The following is a 23,320-nucleotide window of genomic DNA, read 5'->3' as shown; positions in this document are numbered from 1 at the left end:
GGCGTTTTATGGCAGCTGATAGTCACCGAGCCAGTTTGCTGTGAGGGCTTTTTGTAATAACTGCATGACTGCGAGTGCACCGGACTCAGCATCTTGATGAATATTAGCTGCGGCCTCGCATACGAAGCTAAAGGGCAAGCCCCGCTCCATCGATTGCAGGCATTGATATTCATGTTGTGATAAGGGGTGAAAGGCCGTGCGCAGATCGGCCTCGCGAATAACCAGCCAAAAGTGTTCAGACTCAAGCTCTGGCGAAGGGGGCGGATTCCCGTGTTTAAGTGCCTGCCAGCTTTCAATCGCAGCAAACTGACAACGCAGCAGTCGTGCGCTTGGGTGCAAAGAAAAAACAACATTCGGCCATAAATCAGCAGGGATCTGTTGAATATCAGACAGCGCCAGGCGCTTTGTGTCAGGGGCGTCGAACGCCTGTAACAGCAGGCGCTCAAACAATGCGATTTCACTCAGGATCCCATGTTCAGAAAAGGGCAGCTGAGTGGCAAGAAAGTGGGGAAGTTTGTCGCCAAAATGCCGCAAAGAAGGGTCATTTGAGGGATACTGAGCCAAATATCCTGTCACCATGTCATCAAACAAATCGTCACCCAGATAGCGCCCCAGCATCTCATGATCTTGCTCCAATACTTTGGTGAGGCGGATACGATAAGCATTTTGGTAAATCAGGGCTCGGTGCTCGGCATCCAAACCGGGTTGTGGCGCAATATGATTAATCAAATCCTGATCAGTGCCGTTAAGCAGGGCCATAAACGCTTGTTGAATTCTGGCCAGGTCAGTCATTAGAGCTCCAGTTCAAAGGGGCAAGCTTTCTTGCTTGATTTAACTCGGCCATCAGAGAATCAAAAGGCGGAAAGTTATCGTCTCTTTCGATCATCGTATTTATAGGTAAGCGAGACTGCGCGTAACGCTGAAATAATTGCCATACTGCGTCACAGACTGGCTGATCATGTGTATCCACAATATGGCTGCCAAAATCACTGTGACCTGCCAGGTGGATCTGTGCAACGGCTTGCTGTGGAATGGCATTGAGGTAATCCATGGCGTCAAAGCCATGATTTCTGGCGCTGACATAGACGTTATTGATATCAAGCAAAAATTGACAGCCCGACTGTTGATGTAGCGATGCGAGAAAATCCCACTCAGTCATCTGAGATTGATGATACGTCAGGTAGCTGGAGACATTCTCCAGAATCAGTGGGTGCTCCAGGTAGTCCTGAATAATTCGCAAGCGATCGCATAAGTGTGTGAGTGCCTCTTCGGTGTAAGGGAGTGGCAACAAGTCATGACTATTAAAATCGCCAATAGACGAAAAACACAGATGGTCAGATACCCAGACAGGGCGGATGCGCGCTATGGTGCGCTTCAAATCTCTCAGATAGTCGAAATTGACCTCTGTGGTGCTGCCAATTGACATCGATACACCGTGCATGGCTATTGGGTAGCGCTCTTTTATCTGATCAAGATAGTGCCAGGGCTTGCCACCCTCAACAAAGTAGTTTTCTGAAATAATTTCAAACCAGTCGACTTCAGGCTGCGAGTCTATGATGTCTTCAAAATAGCAGGTGCGTAGTCCCAGGCCAAAACCCAGATAGGGAGGTGATGTGTTCAAAGTAAGGTCCATTTGGGCTAGTGGCTTTGTTTAGCTTGCGATGCGGATTAGTATCACAAGCTAAAACTGGGCCGTAAATTGTATTGCGGAACGATTAGCTTTCGACTTTGCCGCCGATATCCTGGCAAGCTTTGACAGGCATTTTTACAAATCCCGTGCCTTTACATGAAGCATGACCACCACACGCGTTGTTGGCTGTTTTACAGTCGTTATGGCCACCGCAGATATTGACATCATGGCACTTCACCAGATCTGACTTGGCAACAGAACCGACCCACTTGTCTTTTACTTTACCGCCCACATCTGCGCACGCTTTACCTGGCATAGCTACGAACCCAGTGCCTTTACAACTGGCTTGTCCTGAGCAGGCATTGTTGGCAGTTTTGCAGTCATTGTGACCACCACAAACGTTCACATCATAACAATGTACCAGATCGGTGCTTGCACCGCTCGTACCTGTGTTTGCTGCATTGGATGATGAATTGTCTGTTGCATTACAACCTACCAGGCCTGCAACCATGACCGCCATAGCGGCCCCCGTTAGTGCTTTCATTTTATCTTCCTCATTGAGTGTGTGCCAAACAGAGTATGGCGGTTACCGATCCATAATTGCTGTTGTCATAGAGTGGAAAGGTAGTTCAGCAGCATGTTCAATGCCCGTACTTATTGGTAGCCAATCGCCACCTGAACATGCTGCTGTAACGACAAGACCTGCCCTGACCAAGTTTCATTTCAGTTTAGTCGAAAATTTTTTATTTGAGGGAGGAAGGAATTAGGGAATATGGCGGGGATCCCTGACCAAACCTCACGGCCAGGGATCCAGTTGCTAATTAACGTCTCAGAGGCGCGTGATTACTGTGCTTCCAACAAAAAGGCGCGACGCTGATTGTCCTTGTTAACGTAAATGCCCACAATGTCTCCACGTTCATTCACTGCTTCAGCTGTTTGCAGCCAGCCCGGCGCTGAAACCAGACGGTTTAAATCATAGAGTTTGCCTCGATAATAAACAGTGGCCTGTATGGTGTCAGACGACGATGAGAAGCCAACGGCAGTACCTGAGCGGTTAATGTCATTGAAGGCTGATTCTTCGCGTGATGTTTGCTGTAGTCCCCCTACAACATGTTCTGCAACACCCCCAAGCATAGAGGGATACCAGATGGTTGCCTTCAGCGGAGTCATGGCGCGGACCATCTTAGAGCCGGCAATCATGCCATAGTCATTAATTGCATTCATTTCGCTCATTACGCCTTCACGTTCATCTATCACAGATACCTGTCCGTGTTTATAAATAAAGGCTCTGTTGGGCTTGTACGACCAGGCTTCATACTCAAAGCCGACAACATCACCCAAATTATTCAGGCCAGTAGCACGACGATAATAGGTGTTGTGCGGTGCTTCTGCCGAAATGGCATCACTTTGCCAGGATACCAAAGTGTCCTGGCCGCTCTGGTTGTCAGCCCAGCCAATGATTTTGCCCTGGTCATTAATATCAACAGCCATTGCACTGTCCAGTGGCTTGTTACTGAGTACCGGCAGAGTTTGGGGAGCGCCTTGTTCAAATCTGACTGGTCGATGATAACTATCCCCCATATTTGTGTCATCGTTAACGCCGCGTAAAATCTCATATCCGACGGCGACTGAGTGATTGTTTATGGCAACGGCATGTGAAGATTGTACAGCGTCCTGGCTGTGGCCGAGATCAATCATGGCGCCGTTTTGATATATGAACGCATATTCACAGTTCATTGGTTTACTGACTGGGGAAGTGCAGCCCATATTGTTATCACGGGTAGACCAACCAACTATGACGCCCTGGTCGTTGATATCCAGCGCTGCCGATTCACTTCCTCCCAGAGTACCCAGATCGATAAATCGGTATGAGGGTGACTCAGAAGCCAAAGTCGCGGCAGAAAAAGTGCAAAAAACGGTGCTGGCGATCAGCGTGGTTGTGAGAGACTTAATGTAATACATCTTAATACTCCTTTTAGTTACATTAATAATAAAGAACGGGTTTTGTAATCAATTGAGACTAAAATTACCCATTAATAATGACAGAAAAAAGTATTAATCGTTAAGGTAAAATAACAGCACCTATTGATCTGGAGCAATAAAGGTACACTTTATTAGTTTTTATATCATGTAGATAGCTTATAAAATGTTCAGGCCAGGTTCTGTTAAGGGTTAGGCTGCAGACGTAGGATCGCATGGCCGCCTATGTTTGCCGGATCAAGCGCCTGAGCATGACCAGCTTTCGTAATACTGAAATTTTGTGTTTGCTTTTGAACAACAGCACACCGCCAAGTGCCAACAGTGCAATACCTTCAGGTGTGCTCGCCATAGCTTTGGCTTTGTGGCAAAAGCGCCTTTTATTAAACTGCGCATGATACAACTGCTTCATCAGGCGCAGTTGTTGTTGCTGTGCCTCTTTGTGTGCATTTTGGTAAATGAAACGTGCCAGCCTGTTCATCATAGCGTCCTTTGAAATTCATGAATCAATACACATCAAGCAGATCGCTGGTGGTTTTATCGAACAGCTGTATTGCAGTTGCGATCAGGTAGTAAATCAGTGTCAGGTTAAGCGCCATCAGTAGCCCGGCAGATACAAACCAGCTCAGGCCGGCCTGTATCATCGCATAGGCAATCAAGCCCTGAAGAGACAACCAGGTTGCAGTGATAAGTAATGCAGATATCATCATCAGGATGATACAGGCCAGAATGGTTTTAAAATGGGCACGAAGTTTGGCCTTCAGCAATGCTGTACAAGCGCGGGTGACATCAACATAACTGGTGGTAACAGACTTACCCTCTCGTAATAGCCCTTTCAACTGTGCACCCACACTTACCGAATGGTGTTGTTTTGCGCTATTGTCTGATGACGCACTCATGTTACTTACTCCGTAACAGCATGGTAAGAAGAACACCGGCACCAAATGCAATACCCGCGGTTTTCACGGGGTTTTCTGTTGCGTATTGTTTGACCCCCGAGGCATTCCATTTTTTTTCGAGAAGGCGTTTTTGTGCTTGTATGGCCTGACCTGATGCATCGCTTTTACTTCTTAACTGCTCTTCCGTTTTGGCTGCCGTGTTGTGCAAGGCATCGACGGTGGAATGTAGTGACTCAGCCAATTGATCTGAAACAGGGTGTGTGGGGTCGTTGCTTGTCTGACGGTTAGCAGCCGATTTATTAGTACTCATAATAACTCCTTGATTGCGAGAATTAACATACCTAAGGCTGCAAGTGGCTTGCCAAATAAAATATATCTATTAATCAAGGGTTTAGGTGTTTGTACGGATTGGTTCAGGGAGCGTTTACTCAGTATGAGAATATTTTACTCGGTATTATTTACGCGCATGATCCGAGTTGAACAGGTTTCTACGCGTGTAATGAGGTGCCTGAATAGCCACTCGACGGGCCCCTGAGTAAATCGTCGGTGCCATAGTGTGGCAAATAGCCACGATGACAAGCAAAAAAGCAGACTGCTCACCAGGGCATGCTCTATGGATTGGCCTCCAAGCATATCCAATGCTTCTAATGTACCCATGCCGATGAGAATATGCGCAATATAGAATGTGAGTGATAACTTACCTGTCGCCTCCAGAGAGCGAAATACCGCTGTGTGGTGATAGCTTTGTGCCAGCCTGATGCATACGATTAGGACGATCACTGAGCTGGCAGCAGCAGAGATCAGGTACTGGGGTAATGGGGGAATAGGCCCTGTGCTCAGTAAAAAGGTGATTTCTTCACCCTGCATACCCGCGTTTTGCGCCATCAAACGAAAGAGGAAAAATGTACTTTCGATGAGTATCAGTACCAGTAATGCAACTTTAAACAAGCGTTTCTGGGTTGTTCTCTGATGCAAAGGCTGGCGACCAAGCCACATGCCAAACAGTAGCAGCGCAAACCAGGGGAAAACAGGATGAAAGCCATTATAAAAAATACGTCTAAGTACCCCTTCGGGTGTCCAAAGTTCAAGGTAAGTCAGGGTCTCCCAGTGCCAGCCTTGAGAGTAATCAATGATCAGTAAGAGGGCAGGAAACGTTGAGACAATCACTGCACACAGCACAAGTAAGGTACGATGAGACGCAAATAGTAACCAGGACGCCAGAATAAAATAGCAGCCATAAAAATGCAGAATATCAGCAGGCCAGACAGGCAGGTAAAGCAGTCCCAGACAGAGTAGTAAAATGCCACGCATGGCCACTTTATTTTGCAGTTGTTTCTTTTGCAGCAGGGTGTGATGCTGGGCTTTTCGACAGCTCAGTGCCAGACCAATTCCGGCAAGAATCACAAACAAAGCGGCAGCGCGACCCTCGAATAATGCACTTGCTGATATCAACAAAGTGCTGCCTGTGGTCGCACCCATAACGAGTTTAAAGTTTACGACCACCATACCAAAAATTGCCAATGCTCTGGCAAGGTCAATACCATGGATCCGCTTACTCATTAGTGTTCCCACTTGTACATTCAGTGTGTCTTAAGTTAATCGGTGTGGACCGAATATTCCGTTAATAAGTGTATAAATTTGTAATCTCTACAGGTACAGGTGGGAAGCAAAATAAGTACTAAAAACATACTGCCTGTTAACTTAGCTTCCTTGCCAGATTGCGAATTTATCTCCCAGATATTTGCTGTAGCGAATGAAATAGGCATTAACGAGCAATAGTAACCCACCAACAAGCGCCGCTTCGCTGAACAGACCCATAAGGCAAAAGCTTAAACCAAAGCCATGTAGTATAAACTCCAGACGTGTCAGAAGTTGCCGGTCGGGTTGGCATTGAAACGTCCCCAGAAAAAACCACACTCTGAGCCATAAAGGCAGTGGGCGGGTGGATGTGTCTTGATTTGGCATAAATGACTCCTTTTGTAATGTATCAATATCGGTCTCAAGTGCAGCAGCAAGACATTTCAATGACTCCATACTTGGCTTATGCCCCTGCTCGATGCGTTGAATGGTTCTGATATTTAGTCCTGACATCATGGCCAGTTGAGCCTGAGTCAGGTGCTTGCTTAATCTGAGTTGTTTTAGGATCATAAGTAACTCGCTACACGGTGATGTTGGAAAGTGTTACCAGAAGTTCTGCAACAGGCAAGATATTACAGTCGGCTTTTTTATGACAAAGTATAAATATCAGCAGGTTAAGGTTTTTCCTCAGTACTGAGTTAGGCAAACAGGCCTGGCTTTTTTATCGTTCCAGAGTCATATCGTTTGGCTGATCAAAATATCAGGGTTGGCTGAAACAACACAGTCCCGTGTGCTTTTTGAACGAATTGTGTGGTGAATAGACTAGCGTGTTTTTATGCATACGTATTCAATAGACGTTTAATCGGATCTCTCTATATTGTTACCGTGATGTAAATATTATCGTTATGACAACAACAGAGAGCACACAATGATTAAACAGTCACTCAAAGCGTTGAACACTGCGCTGATCACTGCTGGACTGGGCATGTCCGCTCAGGCACTGGCAACCCCTACAACTTTTGTTCATTTGTTTGAATGGTCCTGGCCGGACATCGCCACCGAATGTGAAACTTTCCTTGGTCCAAAGGGCTATGCTGCGGTTCAGGTCTCGCCACCAAGTGAACACATTACCGGAGCACCATGGTGGACACGTTACCAGCCAGTCAGCTATCAACTTGAAAGCCGTAGTGGCAATCGTGCCCAGTTCACCGATATGGTGGAGCGTTGTAAAGCCGTTGGAGTAAACATCTATGTTGATGCAGTGATCAATCACATGGCACACGGCAGTGGCACAGGCGTGGCTGGCAGCACTTTTGGTGACAAACATTACCCTATTTACAGCCCACAAGACTTCCACGAAACGTGCGCCATTAACGACGCTGACTATGGCAACAATGCCTGGCGAGTGCAGAATTGTGAACTGGTTGGCCTGGCCGATTTAAACACCTCCGCAACTTATGTTCAGAATACATTGGCAGCTTACCTTAACGATCTCGTCGGAATTGGCGTAGCCGGGTTCAGACTGGATGCCAGCAAGCACATGGCTGCATCGGACATTGCGACAATCATGAACAAGGTCAATGGTGAGCCTCTGGTCTTCCAGGAAGTGATCGACCAGGGTGGTCAGGCCGTGCGTGCAGATGAGTACTTTGGCAATGGCTTGGTGACAGAATTCAAGTACAGCACCAAGTTGGGGGATACCTTTAAGTCGGGTAAACTGGCTTGGTTAAACAGCTTTGGTGAAGCCTGGGGTATGATGCCAAGTCATCTTGCTGTGGTCTTTGTAGACAATCATGATAACCAACGAGGTCACGGCGGTGCCGGAAATGTGGTGACTTATGAGGACGGCGCACTTTATGATCTGGCTAACGTATTTATGCTTGCCTTCCCATATGGCTATCCCAAAGTGATGTCGAGCTATGACTTTAACCACGACGGTGATGCAGGTCCTCCGGGAAGCTCTGTGCACCAAGGCAACACCCTTAACTGCTTTGCTAAGGAGTGGCAGTGTGAGCACCGTCGCGGCATGATCGCAGGAGCCATGGATTTCAGAAATAACACCACGGGCCACTGGACCGTAAACAACTGGTGGGACAATGGTAATAATCAGATTGCATTTTCGCGTGGCAGTGAAGGCTTTGTCGCGATTAACCGTGAAGGCGGGTCGCTCAATCAAACGTTACAAACCGGTCTTGCTGAAGGTGTGTACTGCGATGTACTGAGCGGTGGAAAAAATACTGCAGGTAATGGCTGCTTAGGTAGTCAAATTACCGTATCACAAAGTGGCGTTGCCAGTATCAATGTCAGCCCCATGAGTGCAGTTGCAATACACCACAACAGTAAAATTGGTGATACCCCGGATGTTCCTGCGGGTGACTGGCAACGAACTGTGGTCTTCATTAAAGCCGAAACGGCGGCAGGCCAGGATATGTTTGTCCGCGGCGGACTTGACCATGCTATTGCCGCGACATTGGGCCGAGACTGTGCACAAGACCCGATGCAGTGTGCGATGCCTATCCGTCATAACAACCTGAAGAACCCAACAACACAAGGCTGGAAACAGGGCGATAGTTACCTCGACTGGCACGGTGCTGAGGCCACACAAAGCACTGATGCGCAGGGTAGCGCACTGGACTGGACCACCAACTTGTGGCCCGCAGAGTGGGGAGCCAAAGCCACGGTTGAAAGCAATGGATATGGCGAAACGCCATTAAACCAGTGGGGTGCCCATTACTGGATGCTGGACGTTGACATGGACTGCGCCCAGACACACAATGGCTGGTTTGAGATCAAAGCCTTTGTTAAAAACGGTCAGGGCTGGGAAGGTGATATCAACCAGACCAACACCCCATACAGCAGCAATAATCACTTCGCTCGTTGCGGACAAATCTCAGTATTTGAATTTAATCAATCAACCGCGAGTTACAGTAATTTCTAACCAATAACGCCGGACCTCCGGCGTCAGTATTCGGTGGCGGTCACTCTCCCTGGTGGCCGCTGCCTCTTACAAACTCTGCTTGCTAAGTTGTCTGCATCCGTTTATCGACTTTCAAAGCGGCACCGGTAAAAAACAGTCTCCTTGATACTATGAATACCTTCCTAATCGGTCTCCCTTTTATGTGCAAATTCACAACTTAGCAGGCCACTGTTTTGGCTGGATTGATGCGAGAAAGTGGCTGTTTCTAATATGATACAATTTTTGCTCTACATTAAGGTTAAATAAACTCCTTTAGTAGTAGATAGATAAGTTTTTTATAGTGAGTTTGTTTACGAACCTTCACTAATTCTGATTGTGAATTATGCAATTATAAAATAGAATCTGCGGCTATTTTGAACACACCGACCAAATTTAGGCCAATATTTGCATGATTAATAGACTTTTAATGTTGCTTTTTACATTAAATTTCACTGCGATAACGAGTGTAACCGCAATGGAATTTAAGCAGGCATATGCCCCAATTATCGTGGGGAAAATAACTACCTTTATCCCAATTGAACGTGCACCGGATGCACCTATTTATGTCTCAGTTCAGCCTAGTGACAGTGGCGATAAACTAGTGTGGTCTGCAGTAGACTCTGCAAAATTTTACTTTATCGAACAGTATATTAATGGCAAGTGGGAAATGGTAAATGCCAATTATCAAGGCACTCAATATACATTGCCTAAATCGGCATCAGGTGTTTATCGAGTCACTGCCTGTGATGAATACGGGTGTGCAGCAGCTAAGCAACAAAATAGGGTTGTTTCAGAGCCGTTTGCGGTAAAGGCCTTCTATAGTGATCGTAGTCAGGTTGACATGTTTGGCCAGGCTAAAGTCAGTTGGCAAATTTCAGGCGCAGCAACTGTGTCTGTTAGCCGTGTTGAAAATGGTCGAACTGTTCAGACGTGGCCCGTGGTAAACCCAAATCAAGGCGCATTAGTCAGTCGCGTTGATGGTCTGGCACACTTCACTCTAACTGCACATGGCTTTGATGGTAGAAAGGTTGTGCGCAAGTTATCAATAGCGACACTTCCCGACAACCCAATCCAGCTTAACGGTGTCAAGGGCGAATACCACCAGCCACTATTTTTGTCTGGTCTGGATGTGGTAGAGCGTTCCATTGTTGAACATGGAGACAATATTTATTTCTCTACTCATGATGGTGTTTTACGTCGGTTCTCAGTTAAAAAGCAAAACGGCAAAATAATTGACTGGAAGCCTGAGTGGGCTCACTCAACGCTAGGTGGAGTAGTCAATAGTGCACCTGTGATTGACGGAGGCACGTTGCTTTACACCATTAGCCGTCGGAACAATACGGGACTTATGTGTCGTTCGCGTTTGTCAGACGGAAGAATATTAATGTGCAGTGGAGTTAAAAATAGCAGTCTTATTGCCAGTCCTGTGATTGTTAATTCTCAGCAATCTATTGGTTTACGTGCAGTATCCGATTTCTTTACATCTTCTACTCAGGTTCAGGGTGGTATCTATATTTTCCATCGTGATGGGCTCATCCAGGTTTTGGATCCTATCGATCTGACTACTGTTTTACGTGAATATCGCATTGGCGGTGTAGAGACTGGATTTGTCAGCACTCCGTCTCTTGTGACTGGTGATCAACATCAATTTATTATGCAAAGCCAAAATGAGGTATTTGGAGTCGACGTACCTACACAGATTGTCCCCTCCACTATAAGCAACACTGTCGATCAGGTCTTTGGATCAAAGCCATCACAAACTCAGACAGGTGAAACAAACGCACAAACACAAACACTGCCAGTCGTGTGGAGGAAAAAGCTGTGAGTTTATCTAAATCAATTACACTTGGCTTTGTCGCACTCCTGAGCGGCTCTGTTCATGCCTATAATGCACGTGTGCCTGTTTGTAACTCGGCTGCGCTCAATGTAATTGCGGGTGACAGTACCCATGTTACCTTTGGCTCATCGTACAAAACACTGAGTTTTTCAAGCAAGCCTTATCATAGGCTCGCTATTAAGCGAGGCACAACTACGTTAAAGGAAAGCGACACTGCGACCTCGACGCATTACACTTTTCCCAGTGCCGGACAGTACCAAGCTTCACTGGTAATTAATAACTTCTCAGGTGAAGAAGATGAGCCAAGCTACGGTTGCTACAAAACCATTAATGTAACAACCAATAGTAAGCCCACGCTTTCATATGCTTCTTATTCTGGAAATAATAATACAGTTAAGTATGGTAACCAGCGTTTGTTTGCTTCTGTCTCGTTCAAGGACATCAATAAAGACGTTACCTCCTTTAAACTGTCGTATGACGTGTTCATCAATGGTGTCAAACAAGCAAATGGTGGTAGTGTAAAACAGTGTAGTGCTACGCCAAATAACAATGGTGTGTACCAATGTAGCCAGTCTGTGCCAAAAAGCAGCTTAATTGCCAATGCAACTTATAAGTTCAAAGCTGAGGTAAAAGATAGAAAAAGCAATACAGCTTCACACGCTTTTTCGGTATATGTAAAAGAAACAAACACAGCGCCATCACTCACACTAAAAGTGGACGGCACAGAAGCTGCCGACGGGAGTGTATTTGAAGTTGAGCCGAATAAAAATCTGACGCTTGATGTGACTGCACATGATAATGACGACGCATACTCTAATCAGTTAGACAAAATCGAGCTGGATATTGGTAAGGGCTTTACGAATATTTCTGCTTATACAGCAAAGACCTGTGCTAGTTCATCTGGCTCATTAGCATGCTCGGGTATCGTTATCCCTATTACTCAGAGCATTTCCCCATTGCGCCTGAGAGTGGTGGACCGGGCTAGTGCAAGTAAAACAGCTTCAATACATATTAAGCTTGCACAGCCTCCGGTTGTTACCTTGACCGCCAGTAAAACGAGCCCTTTCATTGATGAGCCAATTACATTAGCGGCCACGGCAAATCATACTTCAGGCTTAAAGGAGTACAAGATTTGCAGTGCATCGGGTAACCACACAGGTATCAAAAACGGTTGTTCAACCGTTGTTAAAGCATGTAGTACCAGTATTGCCAATTGTACTGTTCAGGTGAATGGAACCGATAAACCTGGTCAGGTCACTTATTATGCCTATGCTGTGCCCAATAAGGGGCCTGTTAATGCCGACAAGGCATTGGTCAACTATGTGGGTCACTACGGAATAAGTGTAACCAAACCCACAAAATCACTTTATGTAATCGGTCGCGAACATGTATCGTTCACTGTGTACGCATCGGCATTTTCTCGACGCACAGCTAATGGTGGAGTACCAAGGTTAGCCTCTCTCACTCTATATAGAAACGGCACACCGGTTTCTGGTGGTGTTTCTATTTCTCCCGCTGTAAACAATCTTGAACTACCACTGTCTAGCAATAAAGCGGGCTCAAAATCTATCGATTTCAAATGGCAACCTGGCAGATCGGATGCGGGTGAAAATATTGAACTTACTCTGGTTGCAAAAGACAATGATGGCAACCAGGTTACCGCTAAATTACCGGATATCAGGCTTTTCGATCCAATTCCTGCTGAGCCCTCTGTGCCAGAGATTACATTGCATAATAAGGGTTCTGGTCTATACGAGGTCAAGTTTACTCAGCTAAACAACACAGACACACTGGTGATGCGTGCCACATTAGATGGTCAGCCGTATCCGATGAAAGACAATAATGTAAACGTATATAATACAACGTCTTACACAACAACAATCCAGACCAAAATAGCAGACCATGGAAAACAGCTTCGTGTTAGTGCTTATGGTATCGCGCTTAGTACCCATAAGAATGTAAAAGGGAAGGAAGGCGATTCTGAGCTGGTGACAGTGATCAATCACGAAGCAAAGCCTCATTCACCTGTTTTTAATACTGATATTACTCAAGCCAGTGGCTATTACACGTTGAAATGGCTTGCAAATAACGACGGTGTGACTAAAAACTACAAATTAACCGTATGGCGAGGGCTACCTAGCGACAAATCTAGTGCATTGCATAAAGTGCTGGTAACAACCTCTGGCACACAGCATGTGATCACTGATGTGACTGCCGGTCAGTTTACTTATGAACTTAGTGCTTGTAACAGCCAAGGGGCATGTACCGCAGGCCAGCAACATTCTATTGATCATATATCGCCTTATATTGACTCAGCGAGTGTGACGTTATGTAAAAGTGAGTGCGCAGCTGGCTTGGCTAAGGTGAGCGCAACCGGTGTCGGTTTTCATGCTACCCAATCTAGTATCTATGCACGTATACGTACAACGGGCGAAACATATTCCATTTCATCACATCAGGTTACTCTGACCGACCACACCCTGACTGGTACTTTGCCTGAGCGAGCTTATTTGAGTTTGCTTGATGGAGGCTTGGAGTTGACGGTAAGTAACGGTGTCCGGGCAAATGGCGCCAATCTTGAGAACCAAATCATCATTGATGAAACGGGCTCTGCACAGCGCCCTGACTTAAGGGGACGTGAATACACAATAAGTGATAGTAATGTTCTGTATATGGGGGGAGTAGAAGGCGGACTGTCTGCTTTTAAATTCGATCCCAGTAGTGGCTTACAGGATCTTTGGACATACCCTGAAGCAAACAAGCAGAATGTTAAAGTTATTGCCAAGCCGCTGGTAAGATCTGAGTCTATTTCGGATTCGGCAACTGGCAGAAAAGTCGATAACATCTACTTTGGGTCATTGAATCATCATTTCTACCGCCTGGCATATGATCCTTTAGCCAATCTGGAAGTGACTAAAAAGTGGCAATTCAAAACACAAGGTGAGATCCGTGCTGGGGCACAGTTTGACCAAAATGGTGTACTTTTGGTGGGCTCAATGGATGAAGCTCTCTACTCTCTTAACCCGAAAAATGGACTGGTGAACTGGCACTACACATTCCCTCGAAGCGACGGCATTATATTACCGCCTACCGTATCTGCATCTGGGCATATCTATGTCACGACACAGGATGGTGAGCTGCATGTCATCGACAACCGAATGATTGGCGCGAACTCTGTGAACTGGAACGATATCAGCAGTCTTGCGAGTCAGTTTTCAGAAGAAATCAAGCAATGGGAAACGCAGCAATGGCACCCCGACCAAAATACTGATGGTGTTGTTAAACTCACCAAGGCTATGCTTATTTTGCTGCAAAGAACTCCTAGCAGGGCGGAAGTAAGCTTTATGGCTTACTTGGTGGCCAATGGACATCCGTTTAATGAAATGATCAATGCACTGATCAACATTAATCCGGCTCTGTCTGATCCGTCTGATGCAAAATTTATCAGTACTTTATTTGAATACCTGTTAGTAGGCGCTGACACGGATCAAATCCTCAGTGGTGCGACCTACGGAGCAGGTGATCAGGCATACTGGGTGGGTCTTCTTGCAACAGGGGTGACTCGCGCAGATGTCGTTATTGATTTGCTGGGGGCTGGTGCTTCTCATTATGAAAATGCCACCTTTAATTTACTCAAGTTCTTCTATAATCGCTGCTTGATAAGTGACGGCTGTGATTTTGACTATGACAGCGATGGAGACGGTCTGAGTGACAGAGTTGAAGATGCCATTGGCACCAATCCGGCAGATGGTCGAGATGGATTGCCAAGCCCGACCCTGACCGCATCAGAAAAAAATGGTGTAGTTAATTTCACCCTGACTGCAACAGGTAAAGTTGAAGAGTATCAATTGTATGGACTGTTACCGGGTAATAATCAGTACGAATTGATTGCAACAATAGACGCAAACAAAACCGCCAGTGGAAACCAGGCTACATACAGCAAGGCGTTTATTCATAATGGTAACTATCAGTTCAAAGCGCTGACGTGCGTTAAATCCATTGCATCACTGATGAATAAACAAACATCCAGATGCAGTAATAACTACTCAGAAGGAGCGCATATTTCCATTACCAGCTCTGCGGCAGAAGGTAACCCTTCAGTTGCGTTGCCGAGCATTGATGTCAAGAAACATGCCCCAGGTAGCTCTGTGCTGCTTGCACACGCTCGACTGCAACCAACGGTGGGTAGCTTCCGGGTCACCGAAAGTGGTGCTGCTTCTTATTCTGTGCCAATTGCGTTACCAGCTGGTATCTCAGGTGTGCAGCCAGAGGTGAGTCTTAATTACAGCTCGCAGGGAGGCGACGGTTTAGTCGCTATGGGCTGGAGCTTGAGCGCAGCATCAGGTGTTGCGCGATGTCGACAAACCAAAGCGCAGGACGGCCAGTTTAGAGGGCTCACGTTAAGTGACGAAGACCGCTACTGTCTGGATGGCCAACGCCTGATCAGCAAAGCTGTTCATACCCACAGTGGCAGCTTTGATGGTGAGCAAATTGTGGATGAGTTTATGACTGAAATAGACTCGCATACAACTATTTACAAGCTAGGCTACGGCAGTCAGGCTCAGTTTGTTGTACTTGCAAAAGACGGCTCTGTTAAGCGTTATGGTGCTTCAGACAATAGCCGCCACAATCTCACTGATGCAGATGGTACTAAGCATACTATGAGCTGGATGTTGTCAGAAATACAGGACAATCTGGGTCAGGTAAGTACGACTGTTCACTACGTATACGAAGAGCTGGTAGATAAGAATAACGCTGCAAACACAGAAAAGGTGCTGGCAGAAATAAACTACAGTGGCAACCGTGTTGTGTTTACGCATACATCAGGTGAGCTTCGACAGGTTGGCTATATCGACGAGGCAAGAACCACTCAATTTGCTCGCCTGAACAATATTCAGGTGTTCAATCATCAGGGGACTGAGCTGGCTAACTATCAGCTTGGTTTTGTAGATGCGGCCAATGGTGTCCGACTCCTTGAAAGTATTGCACATTGTCGCGGCACAGTTTGTCGTGCGCCAGTGACCTTTAAATACGATAAATTTGCAACCAGCCTAAACTTTGAAGCATTCAGCCAAGTGTATTCCAAAGAGCGGATGGATAATGCTCTGGCGTCTATAACCTTAGCGGATCTTAAGGGCAGTGGACAAACACAACTAGTCACGTTAGAGCAGACCGATAAAGGCGCAAGGCGTTATAAACTCTGTGTTTATCAGGGGCATACATATCGCGAAGCGGAAGAGCTCGCTTGTCAGAACATCTACCGAAAAGATGCTCATGAAAGCGTCAGCCTGTTTGCCATTGATCATGATTTGGATGGCAAACAGACACTGATGGTCAATATGCGCTCTGAGCATACTTCGGATGCAAATCCTGGTTACTGGGCCCATTATGCACTGAGTGACAACAATGTTCTGCAGTATCAGGCTCTGCCTGGAGGGTGGTCGAACAATCAATATATGCGAGAGATCAAGCCCGCCGATATGAACGGTGATGGTTATGCTGATCTGGTATACAAGCAGAAAAAGGATGATCCTAATTTATATGTCAGACTAACAAACCCGCAAACTAAGGCGTTTGGTGCACAGTTTACGCTGCACACTAAAGAGAATAGCTATGGGTTTGGTGCATACGGAGACTTTACCAGCAAAGGCAGCGACTGGCATGTAATTGACATGAACTTCGACGGTCTGGCTGACATTGTGTCGCTAAAATGTGAGTCGAGCCATTGTAACAATGACGATGCTAAGCGTGTTTCAGTGCACTACAACCAGGGACAAACTGCGATTGGCGGGTTTGAACGATTCCTGGCGCAAGACGTTGCATCTGATGAGAAAATAGAACTGTTAACGCCAAGTGATGTAAATGGCGATGGCCTGGTCGATCTGATTTATCTGGCCACAGCACAATACAACCATAATGTTAAGCGCTGGCATGTTTTACTCAATCAATCCAGTGAACGTGTTTCATTTAAAGATGTCTTTAACGTCGTTGCTAAGTCATCCGGTAATGATAACTGGTCGGTCAGTGAGCTGATCCCTCCAATGTCTATGGATGTGGATAAAGACGGCAAGGCAGACTTGTTCTTCAAAGAGAAGACGAACAAGCGATGGCGTCGTTATGAGTGGTCGCCAGCACAGGAGACGTTTGAAAAGATCACTGACAATGCCTTTGAACTTGCGGTAGATACGCGTGGTGGTGATTTTGCCTTTTTCAGTGACTATAACAACGATGGTGTTGCTGACATTCTCATCAAACACAATTACGGCGTGAGCGTGAGGTATAACCTGAGTCAGCTTGCAACAGCAGGTATGCTGCGTGAGGTGAATCAGGGGTATGCGGGCCAAACCAATACAACTGTGATTAACTATGGTTTCATGTCTGACACTGCGGTGTACACAGACCTTGAAGATGAGCTGACTTCAGATTCAGGGCGTTTTAATGCTCAGCAACTGTTAGTCAGTAAAATGATAGGCGCGGGTGTATTGGTGCAAAGCGTTGAAACAGACAGCCCGAGCAATCGCGATGGCGCTTTGTCTGCTGATAAAGCAAAGGTGGAGTATCACTATCAGGGCGCACGCGTTCAGTTTGGTGGTCGCGGTCCTTTAGGGTTTAAAACGCTGAAGACGACCACACAAAAAGACGGCAGTACTTTTGAGACAACCACGCGTTATCATCAGGCGTTTCCTTTAACCGGCATGCCATATTCGACGCAGAAGACAATGCTATCAGCGGGTAGTGGTGTGCTGCTTAGCAAAGCGGTCAATGAATACTCTGTCAGTAAAACACAACAATTAGGTGATGTGACAGCCTATCGAGTTTACAACTCAGACAGTCGTGAATGTAGCGCGGTAGTTAATACGAACATGAGTGTAGGTGCATATACTTGTACCGAGACCACAACAGTGCAAGACAATCACGGTAATGTGAAAAACCTGACTGTGAACACCTATGATGTAGGTGCCTCAGGCGCTGAATACTTTACAGCTGTTAGTGCTGGTGGCGATCTGCAGCGCACTGTAACCACGGTAAACGAATACGGTACTACTGACTTGCATAAGCGCTTAGGCCGGTTATCGGACACAACGGTAACTTATGCAGGTCCGGGCCAGGACTCAATTACTAAGAAGAGTCACTTTGAGTATTACCCGCTTGGCCACGCCCATGAAAACATGCTGTATAAAGAAGTTGTTGGGCAAGGGTTAGGTTGTGAGTATGAGCTGACAACAGAGCACTCGTATGATGCTTTCGGCAATAAAGTGAAAGTGGCGAGCACCAATACAGGATGCAACGGAGCTGAGCGTGAGACACGTACTTCTGAGACTATCTTTGATGCAGAAGGCCGTTATGTGCTTTATACCAAGCAAAGTGGCAGTAATAGTGCGCTGTCGTTGATTTCCGGGAAAGTAGTCGAAAATGGTCAAGGGGTTGCTGATCGAAATGCCTTTGGTCAGCCCTTCTCGGTCATAGATAATAATGGCGTAGTGACAGAGCTACTATACGATCACTTTGGTGGAGAAATAGGCTCATTCAGCAATACAGGTGCCCAGGCATATAGTTACTACACAGCATGTGGTGCAAATGAAAACTGTGCAGTGCGGTTGAACAAAGAAGTTAACGGCGTACTTCGCGAGCAGCATTTGCTGGACAAACTGGGACGTGCTTACTCAGTGCGCAAACTGACGGTACTGAACAACCAGTGGCTGACATCCTGGTATCAGTTTGATCAGCACGGCCGCAATGACGTAATCAAAGAAGCGGGTTCGCATGCCGTCACTAAGCACTTTGACGCGCTGGACAGAGTGACCAGTGTGGTTGACAGCAACAATGGCACTACGTCGGTGACGGCCATTGCCGGTCGTGAAACCAAAGTGACCATCACCGGGACTGATATTGCTGCGCAGGTCAAAACATCGCTAAGCAATGCGATTGGTCAGACGATTCAGGTGATTGATGCTCAGAACCAGACTCTGGATTATGTGTATAACGCGTTGGGCGATCAGGTAACCGTTAGCTCGTCGGCAGAGTCCTACAGTCAGCAACTGCTGAGCACAATTCACTACGATAAAATGGGCCGTAAATGGCTTCAGCAGGATGCAGACAGAGGAAACTGGTCTTATCAATATAATGCCTTTGGTGAGCTAGTCAGTCAGACTGACGCGAGAGGTGTTGTATTGACGATGAAATACGACTTCCTGGGCCGTAAAGTCACGCAGACACAAACAACGCCAAGCGGTGTTGTTAATGAAGGCAACAGCGAGTGGGTATATGGTAAAACCAATGATACTGTGCATCAATTAATATCCAGCACTCAGGGAAGCAGCTGGAAACAAACTTACTATTACGACACCTTTGGACGAGCAGCGGCAACGCTGACGTCATTGGATGGCACCGCGCGTTGCGCAAGTAATGTTTCTTTTGATAGCCGCAGCAACGACTTACGTATTTCTGATGATACCAAGCTAGACCCGATTGCAAACCGTTGTGTGATCCAGCAGAGCTTTTACGACAGTTATAGCCGACTGGCCGTTCAGTTTGACGACTACCGACGCACGGAGCAGGGTAAGTTTATTGAAGCCCGTGGTGTAGCAATGACTTATCAGAATGGTCAGCTGCTGGCGAAAACGGAAGCGCGTAACAGCAACACAGGACAGGTTTACTACAAAGTTACTGCGCTCAATGGACGAGGTCAGGTCACCCAATACGAAAAAGGTGGCGTTACCATGAATATATCGTATGACCAACAAGGCATGGTCGAGACGATTTCAGATAGTAGCCGTAATATTCAAAACGATATTTATAGTTTTGATAGCCTGGGTAACCTGAAAACCCGCTCTCAAATTGGGATGGCTGTACGTACTTATCATTACGATGCTCTGAACCGTGTGTTGGGCGTAAATCAGGTCGACCTGTTTAAGTACTCAGCCTCAGGTAACCTCATTGAAAAAGCCGACTATCTGGTTGGTACTGACATCGAATGTTCTGGGTATGGAGATACTTCGGTCATGGTATTGGGTCGCTGGACTCAAAAGTATGGTGAAGGCAACGCGCCGTTGCATGGCATTTCATCAAGAAGCCGCGCAAGCAATTCTGGCTGTTTTGGTAACCTGCCAGGCAAGACTGAGTCGTTCAGATATGATGCCAATGGTAATCAGGTTGAACGAGTTGGCAGTGACGGTACGACATCAATCGCTTACAGCGCCCGAAACAAAGCGATTGAAATCTCTGGGAACGGAGAAACAGTTACCTTTAGTTATGATGCAAACAACCGTCGCTACAAGCGAGTCGACAACACGAATACCGTGTACTACGTAGGTGCGCTGGAACTGACTATCCCTAAGGCGAAAGACGGTCAGTCTGTAATTAACCGTTATATCGGCAATGACGCACAGCAAACGTATTACGACACAGGCCTGAGTAAAACCAAGTGGTTGTTTACCGACCATCAGGGCTCAACGATCGCGGTAACCAATAGCGATCATAAAGTCCTGACGCGTTATGCGTACGATATCTTTGGCAAACAGCGCGAGGTAGAGTCTAACCCCGGGCTGATGGGTGATGTGTTTAGCAACATTAACGACAACCTGAGAGCGTACACGGGCCATGAACCGGTTTCACTGGGTGGCGACAAGCGTATCATTCATATGAATGGGCGTATCTATGACTCAGAGACTGGTCGATTTATGCAGGCGGACCCGTTTGTTCAGGCACCGACCAACCTTCAGAATTACAACGCTTATAGCTATGTGTTGAATAATCCGTTGTCATATACGGATCCGAGTGGGTATTTGTTTAAGAAGCTTGGGAAGTTTATTAAGAAGAATTGGCGCGTAATAGCTGCAGCGGTTGCGACCTACTTTACAGCAGGGGCCGCAGCAGGTTGGGCTAACAGTTGGGCGATTAGTATGGGGATGTCACAAACTGCGACCATATCAGTCATGGGCTCAACAATTACGGCAACTGCTGTATCTACTACTGGTAGTATAGTTGCTGGGGCAATCTCAGGAGCTATAGCCGGGGCTGTAGGTGGATATATTGCTACAGGCTCAGGTAAGGGCGCGTTGAAGGGGGCTTTATCCGGCGCTGTATTTGGTGGTATCGGGAAGGCCATGTCCGCTGGAGGAATTACAAACACTGCGGCTCAAATGGGAATACATGCCGTTGCAGGTGGTGTGCTCAGTGATATTCAGGGAGGAAACTTTGGGCACGGGTTTGTCTCTGCGGGTATCATGAAAGGTGTTGGTAAACTAGCACAAGCACACTCTCCGGAGCGTGTAGTATTGCAGGCAATTGCAGGTGGTACTGTATCTAAGATTACTGGCGGTAAGTTTGCTAATGGTGCTACGACTGCAGCTATCCAACTTGTGGTTAATGGATTTATGAATCACCCTAGCAAAGCGTTTGAAGAGTGGGGTGGGATGTGGAAAAGGGCTCGTAATAGCTTGAAACAGGTACTTGGTGACACTGAGGAACTGGCTAAAGATGGAGTGATTGCCGCTTCAGAGGGAGTCGCAGCTGCTTCTAGTAGAGCTAAGCAAGTCCAAAAAAATATTGCGAAAGAACCATTGAAAGCAATTGCGGCGAGCGTTACAGTGATTTCAGGTGGAGCTGCTGCTGCTTCTTGCCCGGTTACAGGGTTGGGTTGCTATGCGGGGCCAACAGCATTTGTTTTGGGGACTGATCAATTGCACAAAATTATCAATGGATATACTGAATCTGTCATAGAAAAAAACCTAAACGAGATATATGGCATGCCATTAGTGGAAAACACGCTAGGAATACAAGATGTAAAGGCAGCTACTGGCAATACACTAATGATTTTGGGCGCTGCTTCAGGAGGCGTTCAAGGGGCTACCAAATTAGTTAATGGAGCTGGTGATTTAGGAGATGCAATCGGAACAACTATGATGGTTAAGGACTTGGCAGAAAAATGATAGATAGGCGTAAGTACTTCACAATGAGGCTAATGCTCATATCAAGTGTGTGTATGGTCATACTAGGTTTACTCGATCTTGAAAAGGAAATTGTTATTCCAACTATGTCTGATTTGACACAGGTGTCTAGTAAGGTTTCTGAATACAATTGCAATAAAACAAGATATGGCGATAAATTAAGCTTTAAAGTAAACGGTATTGACGACATTGTTATGGTCAATGGAGTGAAGATCGACTGTGACTTTTTTGCGGGAAAAATAGCCGAGAGTAACGGAAACATCACTATGTGGCTTGATATGAGAAACTCAAATCCAATAGCCTACGTATTCGAAGTTGGTGATGTTAAATTTGAATCAAATGAGCTAGGTAGGCGTATGGAAACAATGAACTTGATGTCTTTAATTTTGATTGTGATTGGAGTAGGTACTTTCTTAAAGTACCGCTTTTTAATAAACCAACCAAAGTAAAGGGCTGTAAAGACAGCAACCCTAGTTAATTATCAAGGACATATATGGACGATCCAGCGATGTCAAGCCGAGTAGGCCTGCGAGATAGCGAATTATCGTTATCTCGTTTGTTATGTTACCCGTGTTGCCATGCCTGATGTTTGGTCCAGTCCGCTATAAAATGTGTTGCTCTGACATATATCCGGGCTTAACTGATTGTTCAGCGCCCCAAATGGGTTCCGAGCCTGCACACCCTAAAATTAATACACCCACTCGGTCTGTAACGACCGTGCCTTTGTCGGGTTCTGCGCAGGCAGGGTTGGACCTTTTTTCATCGTAAAACTTCCTTCTCCTGTTAATGGAAATTCTACTAAAGAACTGTTGCAGTTTATGGGGGAGTTACAGTTTCACGGGTAAGTCGTATGAGCATCGACGAGACTGGGTCGAGGAAAAACGTCTTACCTACTTGAACGGAATGAGGCAAGAGTAACTATGAATGCATTTTCTTGTTTTTTGCTTTTTTTAGTATCAATTCGTTTGCGTGTGGAGTTTACGACACAAATAATAAAGTGATATCAGGGATCTAGAGTACTTGAACAGAGTTGCTGCTGAAGATGATGGAAATGGTTACGCTGAAATTGCAAAGGTTGCTCTGTCTATTCATAAATCTGTGCGTGACTATATTGAGTGAACAGAAAATAGGTTATAGGCAGAGAAAGTTGAGAGCTTTATATGGATGCTCCTGTGGAGTTAATATGAGTATTCTTATGAGATAACGAGGCTTTCTGGTCATAGATGCTTATTATTTAGTGGATACTAATGCCGAATGGAATAGTGTCCGGTTTTATTGAATCGCAAAATATAAAAAGTTAGCTGAAATTTTAAATGTCAGCTTTCAATGAATTTTCAAATTATTATGGATGTTAGAAAGTACTGGTCACCGTTTTTCTGGGGGACGTTTATTTATGCATTGGTTGGACAGTTTACGGTTGTTCTTGTGCTTCAGAGCTACGGGCAAGCAGGTGTCGATAGTTACAAAGCAATAGGGCCTTGTTGATCAAATCCA

Annotated in this window: 13 protein-coding genes; 4 read left to right on the top strand and 9 right to left on the bottom strand. The window is 46.1% G+C overall.

What is annotated here, in order from left to right; translation table 11 throughout:
- Nucleotides 1–6: 6 nt before the first annotated feature.
- The 9 genes from CWB99_RS19005 to CWB99_RS18965 all read right to left on the bottom strand — a co-directional run bounded on the left by CWB99_RS19005 (nucleotide 7) and on the right by CWB99_RS18965 (nucleotide 6,654).
- Complete coding sequence (locus tag CWB99_RS19005; RefSeq protein WP_138552733.1) at nucleotides 7–792, bottom strand: HvfC/BufC N-terminal domain-containing protein; 786 nt, start codon at nucleotides 790–792, stop codon at nucleotides 7–9.
- Nucleotides 785–1,621 carry an MNIO family bufferin maturase gene (bufB, locus tag CWB99_RS19000; RefSeq protein ID WP_249331999.1) on the bottom strand — a complete coding sequence of 279 codons (837 nt, stop codon included), beginning with the start codon at nucleotides 1,619–1,621 and terminating at the stop codon, nucleotides 785–787. The genes CWB99_RS19005 and bufB overlap by 8 nt, the downstream gene beginning before the upstream one ends.
- A gap of 94 nt (nucleotides 1,622–1,715) precedes the next feature.
- Nucleotides 1,716–2,174: a BufA2 family periplasmic bufferin-type metallophore gene (gene bufA2 / locus CWB99_RS18995; RefSeq protein WP_138552731.1), complete on the bottom strand. Its 459-nt coding sequence runs from the start codon at nucleotides 2,172–2,174 to the stop codon at nucleotides 1,716–1,718.
- A gap of 299 nt (nucleotides 2,175–2,473) precedes the next feature.
- Complete coding sequence (locus tag CWB99_RS18990) at nucleotides 2,474–3,592, bottom strand: DUF3466 family protein (RefSeq protein ID WP_138552730.1); 1,119 nt, start codon at nucleotides 3,590–3,592, stop codon at nucleotides 2,474–2,476.
- Between the two features lie 241 nt (nucleotides 3,593–3,833).
- Nucleotides 3,834–4,091: a hypothetical protein gene (locus CWB99_RS18985; RefSeq protein ID WP_138552729.1), complete on the bottom strand. Its 258-nt coding sequence runs from the start codon at nucleotides 4,089–4,091 to the stop codon at nucleotides 3,834–3,836.
- Between the two features lie 22 nt (nucleotides 4,092–4,113).
- Nucleotides 4,114–4,506 (bottom strand): hypothetical protein, encoded by a 393-nt coding sequence (locus CWB99_RS18980; RefSeq protein WP_138552728.1) that lies wholly within the window; start codon nucleotides 4,504–4,506, stop codon nucleotides 4,114–4,116.
- Between the two features lies 1 nt (nucleotide 4,507).
- The gene (locus tag CWB99_RS18975) at nucleotides 4,508–4,816 is read right to left on the bottom strand and encodes a DUF883 C-terminal domain-containing protein (RefSeq protein WP_138552727.1); all 309 of its coding nucleotides are present in this window, start codon (nucleotides 4,814–4,816) and stop codon (nucleotides 4,508–4,510) included.
- Between the two features lie 134 nt (nucleotides 4,817–4,950).
- Nucleotides 4,951–6,066 carry a DUF418 domain-containing protein gene (locus CWB99_RS18970; RefSeq protein WP_138552726.1) on the bottom strand — a complete coding sequence of 372 codons (1,116 nt, stop codon included), beginning with the start codon at nucleotides 6,064–6,066 and terminating at the stop codon, nucleotides 4,951–4,953.
- A 141-nt stretch (nucleotides 6,067–6,207) separates the two neighbouring features.
- Nucleotides 6,208–6,654, bottom strand: coding sequence for a helix-turn-helix domain-containing protein (locus CWB99_RS18965; RefSeq protein WP_138552725.1), 447 nt, complete (start codon nucleotides 6,652–6,654; stop codon nucleotides 6,208–6,210).
- Nucleotides 6,655–7,012: 358 nt separating this feature from the next.
- Between CWB99_RS18965 and CWB99_RS18960 the strand changes: the two genes are divergently transcribed.
- From CWB99_RS18960 to CWB99_RS18945, 4 genes are all read left to right on the top strand, one after another.
- The gene (locus CWB99_RS18960; protein ID WP_138552724.1) at nucleotides 7,013–9,022 is read left to right on the top strand and encodes an alpha-amylase; all 2,010 of its coding nucleotides are present in this window, start codon (nucleotides 7,013–7,015) and stop codon (nucleotides 9,020–9,022) included.
- 493 nt (nucleotides 9,023–9,515) lie between these two features.
- Nucleotides 9,516–10,865, top strand: coding sequence for a hypothetical protein (locus CWB99_RS18955; protein ID WP_138552723.1), 1,350 nt, complete (start codon nucleotides 9,516–9,518; stop codon nucleotides 10,863–10,865).
- Nucleotides 10,862–21,808, top strand: a complete 10,947-nt coding sequence (locus tag CWB99_RS18950) for a SpvB/TcaC N-terminal domain-containing protein (RefSeq protein WP_138552722.1) — start codon at nucleotides 10,862–10,864, stop codon at nucleotides 21,806–21,808. Before CWB99_RS18955 ends, CWB99_RS18950 begins: the two co-directional genes overlap by 4 nt.
- Before the next feature lie 53 nt (nucleotides 21,809–21,861).
- Nucleotides 21,862–22,275 (top strand): hypothetical protein, encoded by a 414-nt coding sequence (locus CWB99_RS18945; RefSeq protein ID WP_125717202.1) that lies wholly within the window; start codon nucleotides 21,862–21,864, stop codon nucleotides 22,273–22,275.
- The last annotated feature ends 1,045 nt before the right edge of the window (nucleotides 22,276–23,320 follow it).

The organism is Pseudoalteromonas rubra (genome assembly GCF_005887095.1).
In the GTDB taxonomy this organism is placed as follows: Bacteria; Pseudomonadota; Gammaproteobacteria; order Enterobacterales; family Alteromonadaceae; genus Pseudoalteromonas; species Pseudoalteromonas rubra_E.
Note: the sequence above shows the minus strand (reverse complement) of the source record. Positions and strands in the feature narration are given on the sequence as shown.

Bases quoted from the DNA above. Each gene is read 5' to 3' on its own strand.
- CWB99_RS19005 (WP_138552733.1), bottom strand. From the start codon at position 792: ATGACTGACCTGGCCAGAATTCAACAAGCGTTTATGGCCCTGCTTAAC.
- bufA2 (WP_138552731.1), bottom strand. From the start codon at position 2,174: ATGAAAGCACTAACGGGGGCCGCTATGGCGGTCATGGTTGCAGGCCTG.
- CWB99_RS18990 (WP_138552730.1), bottom strand. From the start codon at position 3,592: ATGTATTACATTAAGTCTCTCACAACCACGCTGATCGCCAGCACCGTT.
- CWB99_RS18985 (WP_138552729.1), bottom strand. From the start codon at position 4,091: ATGATGAACAGGCTGGCACGTTTCATTTACCAAAATGCACACAAAGAG.
- CWB99_RS18980 (WP_138552728.1), bottom strand. From the start codon at position 4,506: ATGAGTGCGTCATCAGACAATAGCGCAAAACAACACCATTCGGTAAGT.
- CWB99_RS18975 (WP_138552727.1), bottom strand. From the start codon at position 4,816: ATGAGTACTAATAAATCGGCTGCTAACCGTCAGACAAGCAACGACCCC.
- CWB99_RS18970 (WP_138552726.1), bottom strand. From the start codon at position 6,066: ATGAGTAAGCGGATCCATGGTATTGACCTTGCCAGAGCATTGGCAATT.
- CWB99_RS18965 (WP_138552725.1), bottom strand. From the start codon at position 6,654: ATGATCCTAAAACAACTCAGATTAAGCAAGCACCTGACTCAGGCTCAA.
- CWB99_RS18960 (WP_138552724.1), top strand. From the start codon at position 7,013: ATGATTAAACAGTCACTCAAAGCGTTGAACACTGCGCTGATCACTGCT.
- CWB99_RS18955 (WP_138552723.1), top strand. From the start codon at position 9,516: ATGGAATTTAAGCAGGCATATGCCCCAATTATCGTGGGGAAAATAACT.
- CWB99_RS18945 (WP_125717202.1), top strand. From the start codon at position 21,862: ATGGTCATACTAGGTTTACTCGATCTTGAAAAGGAAATTGTTATTCCA.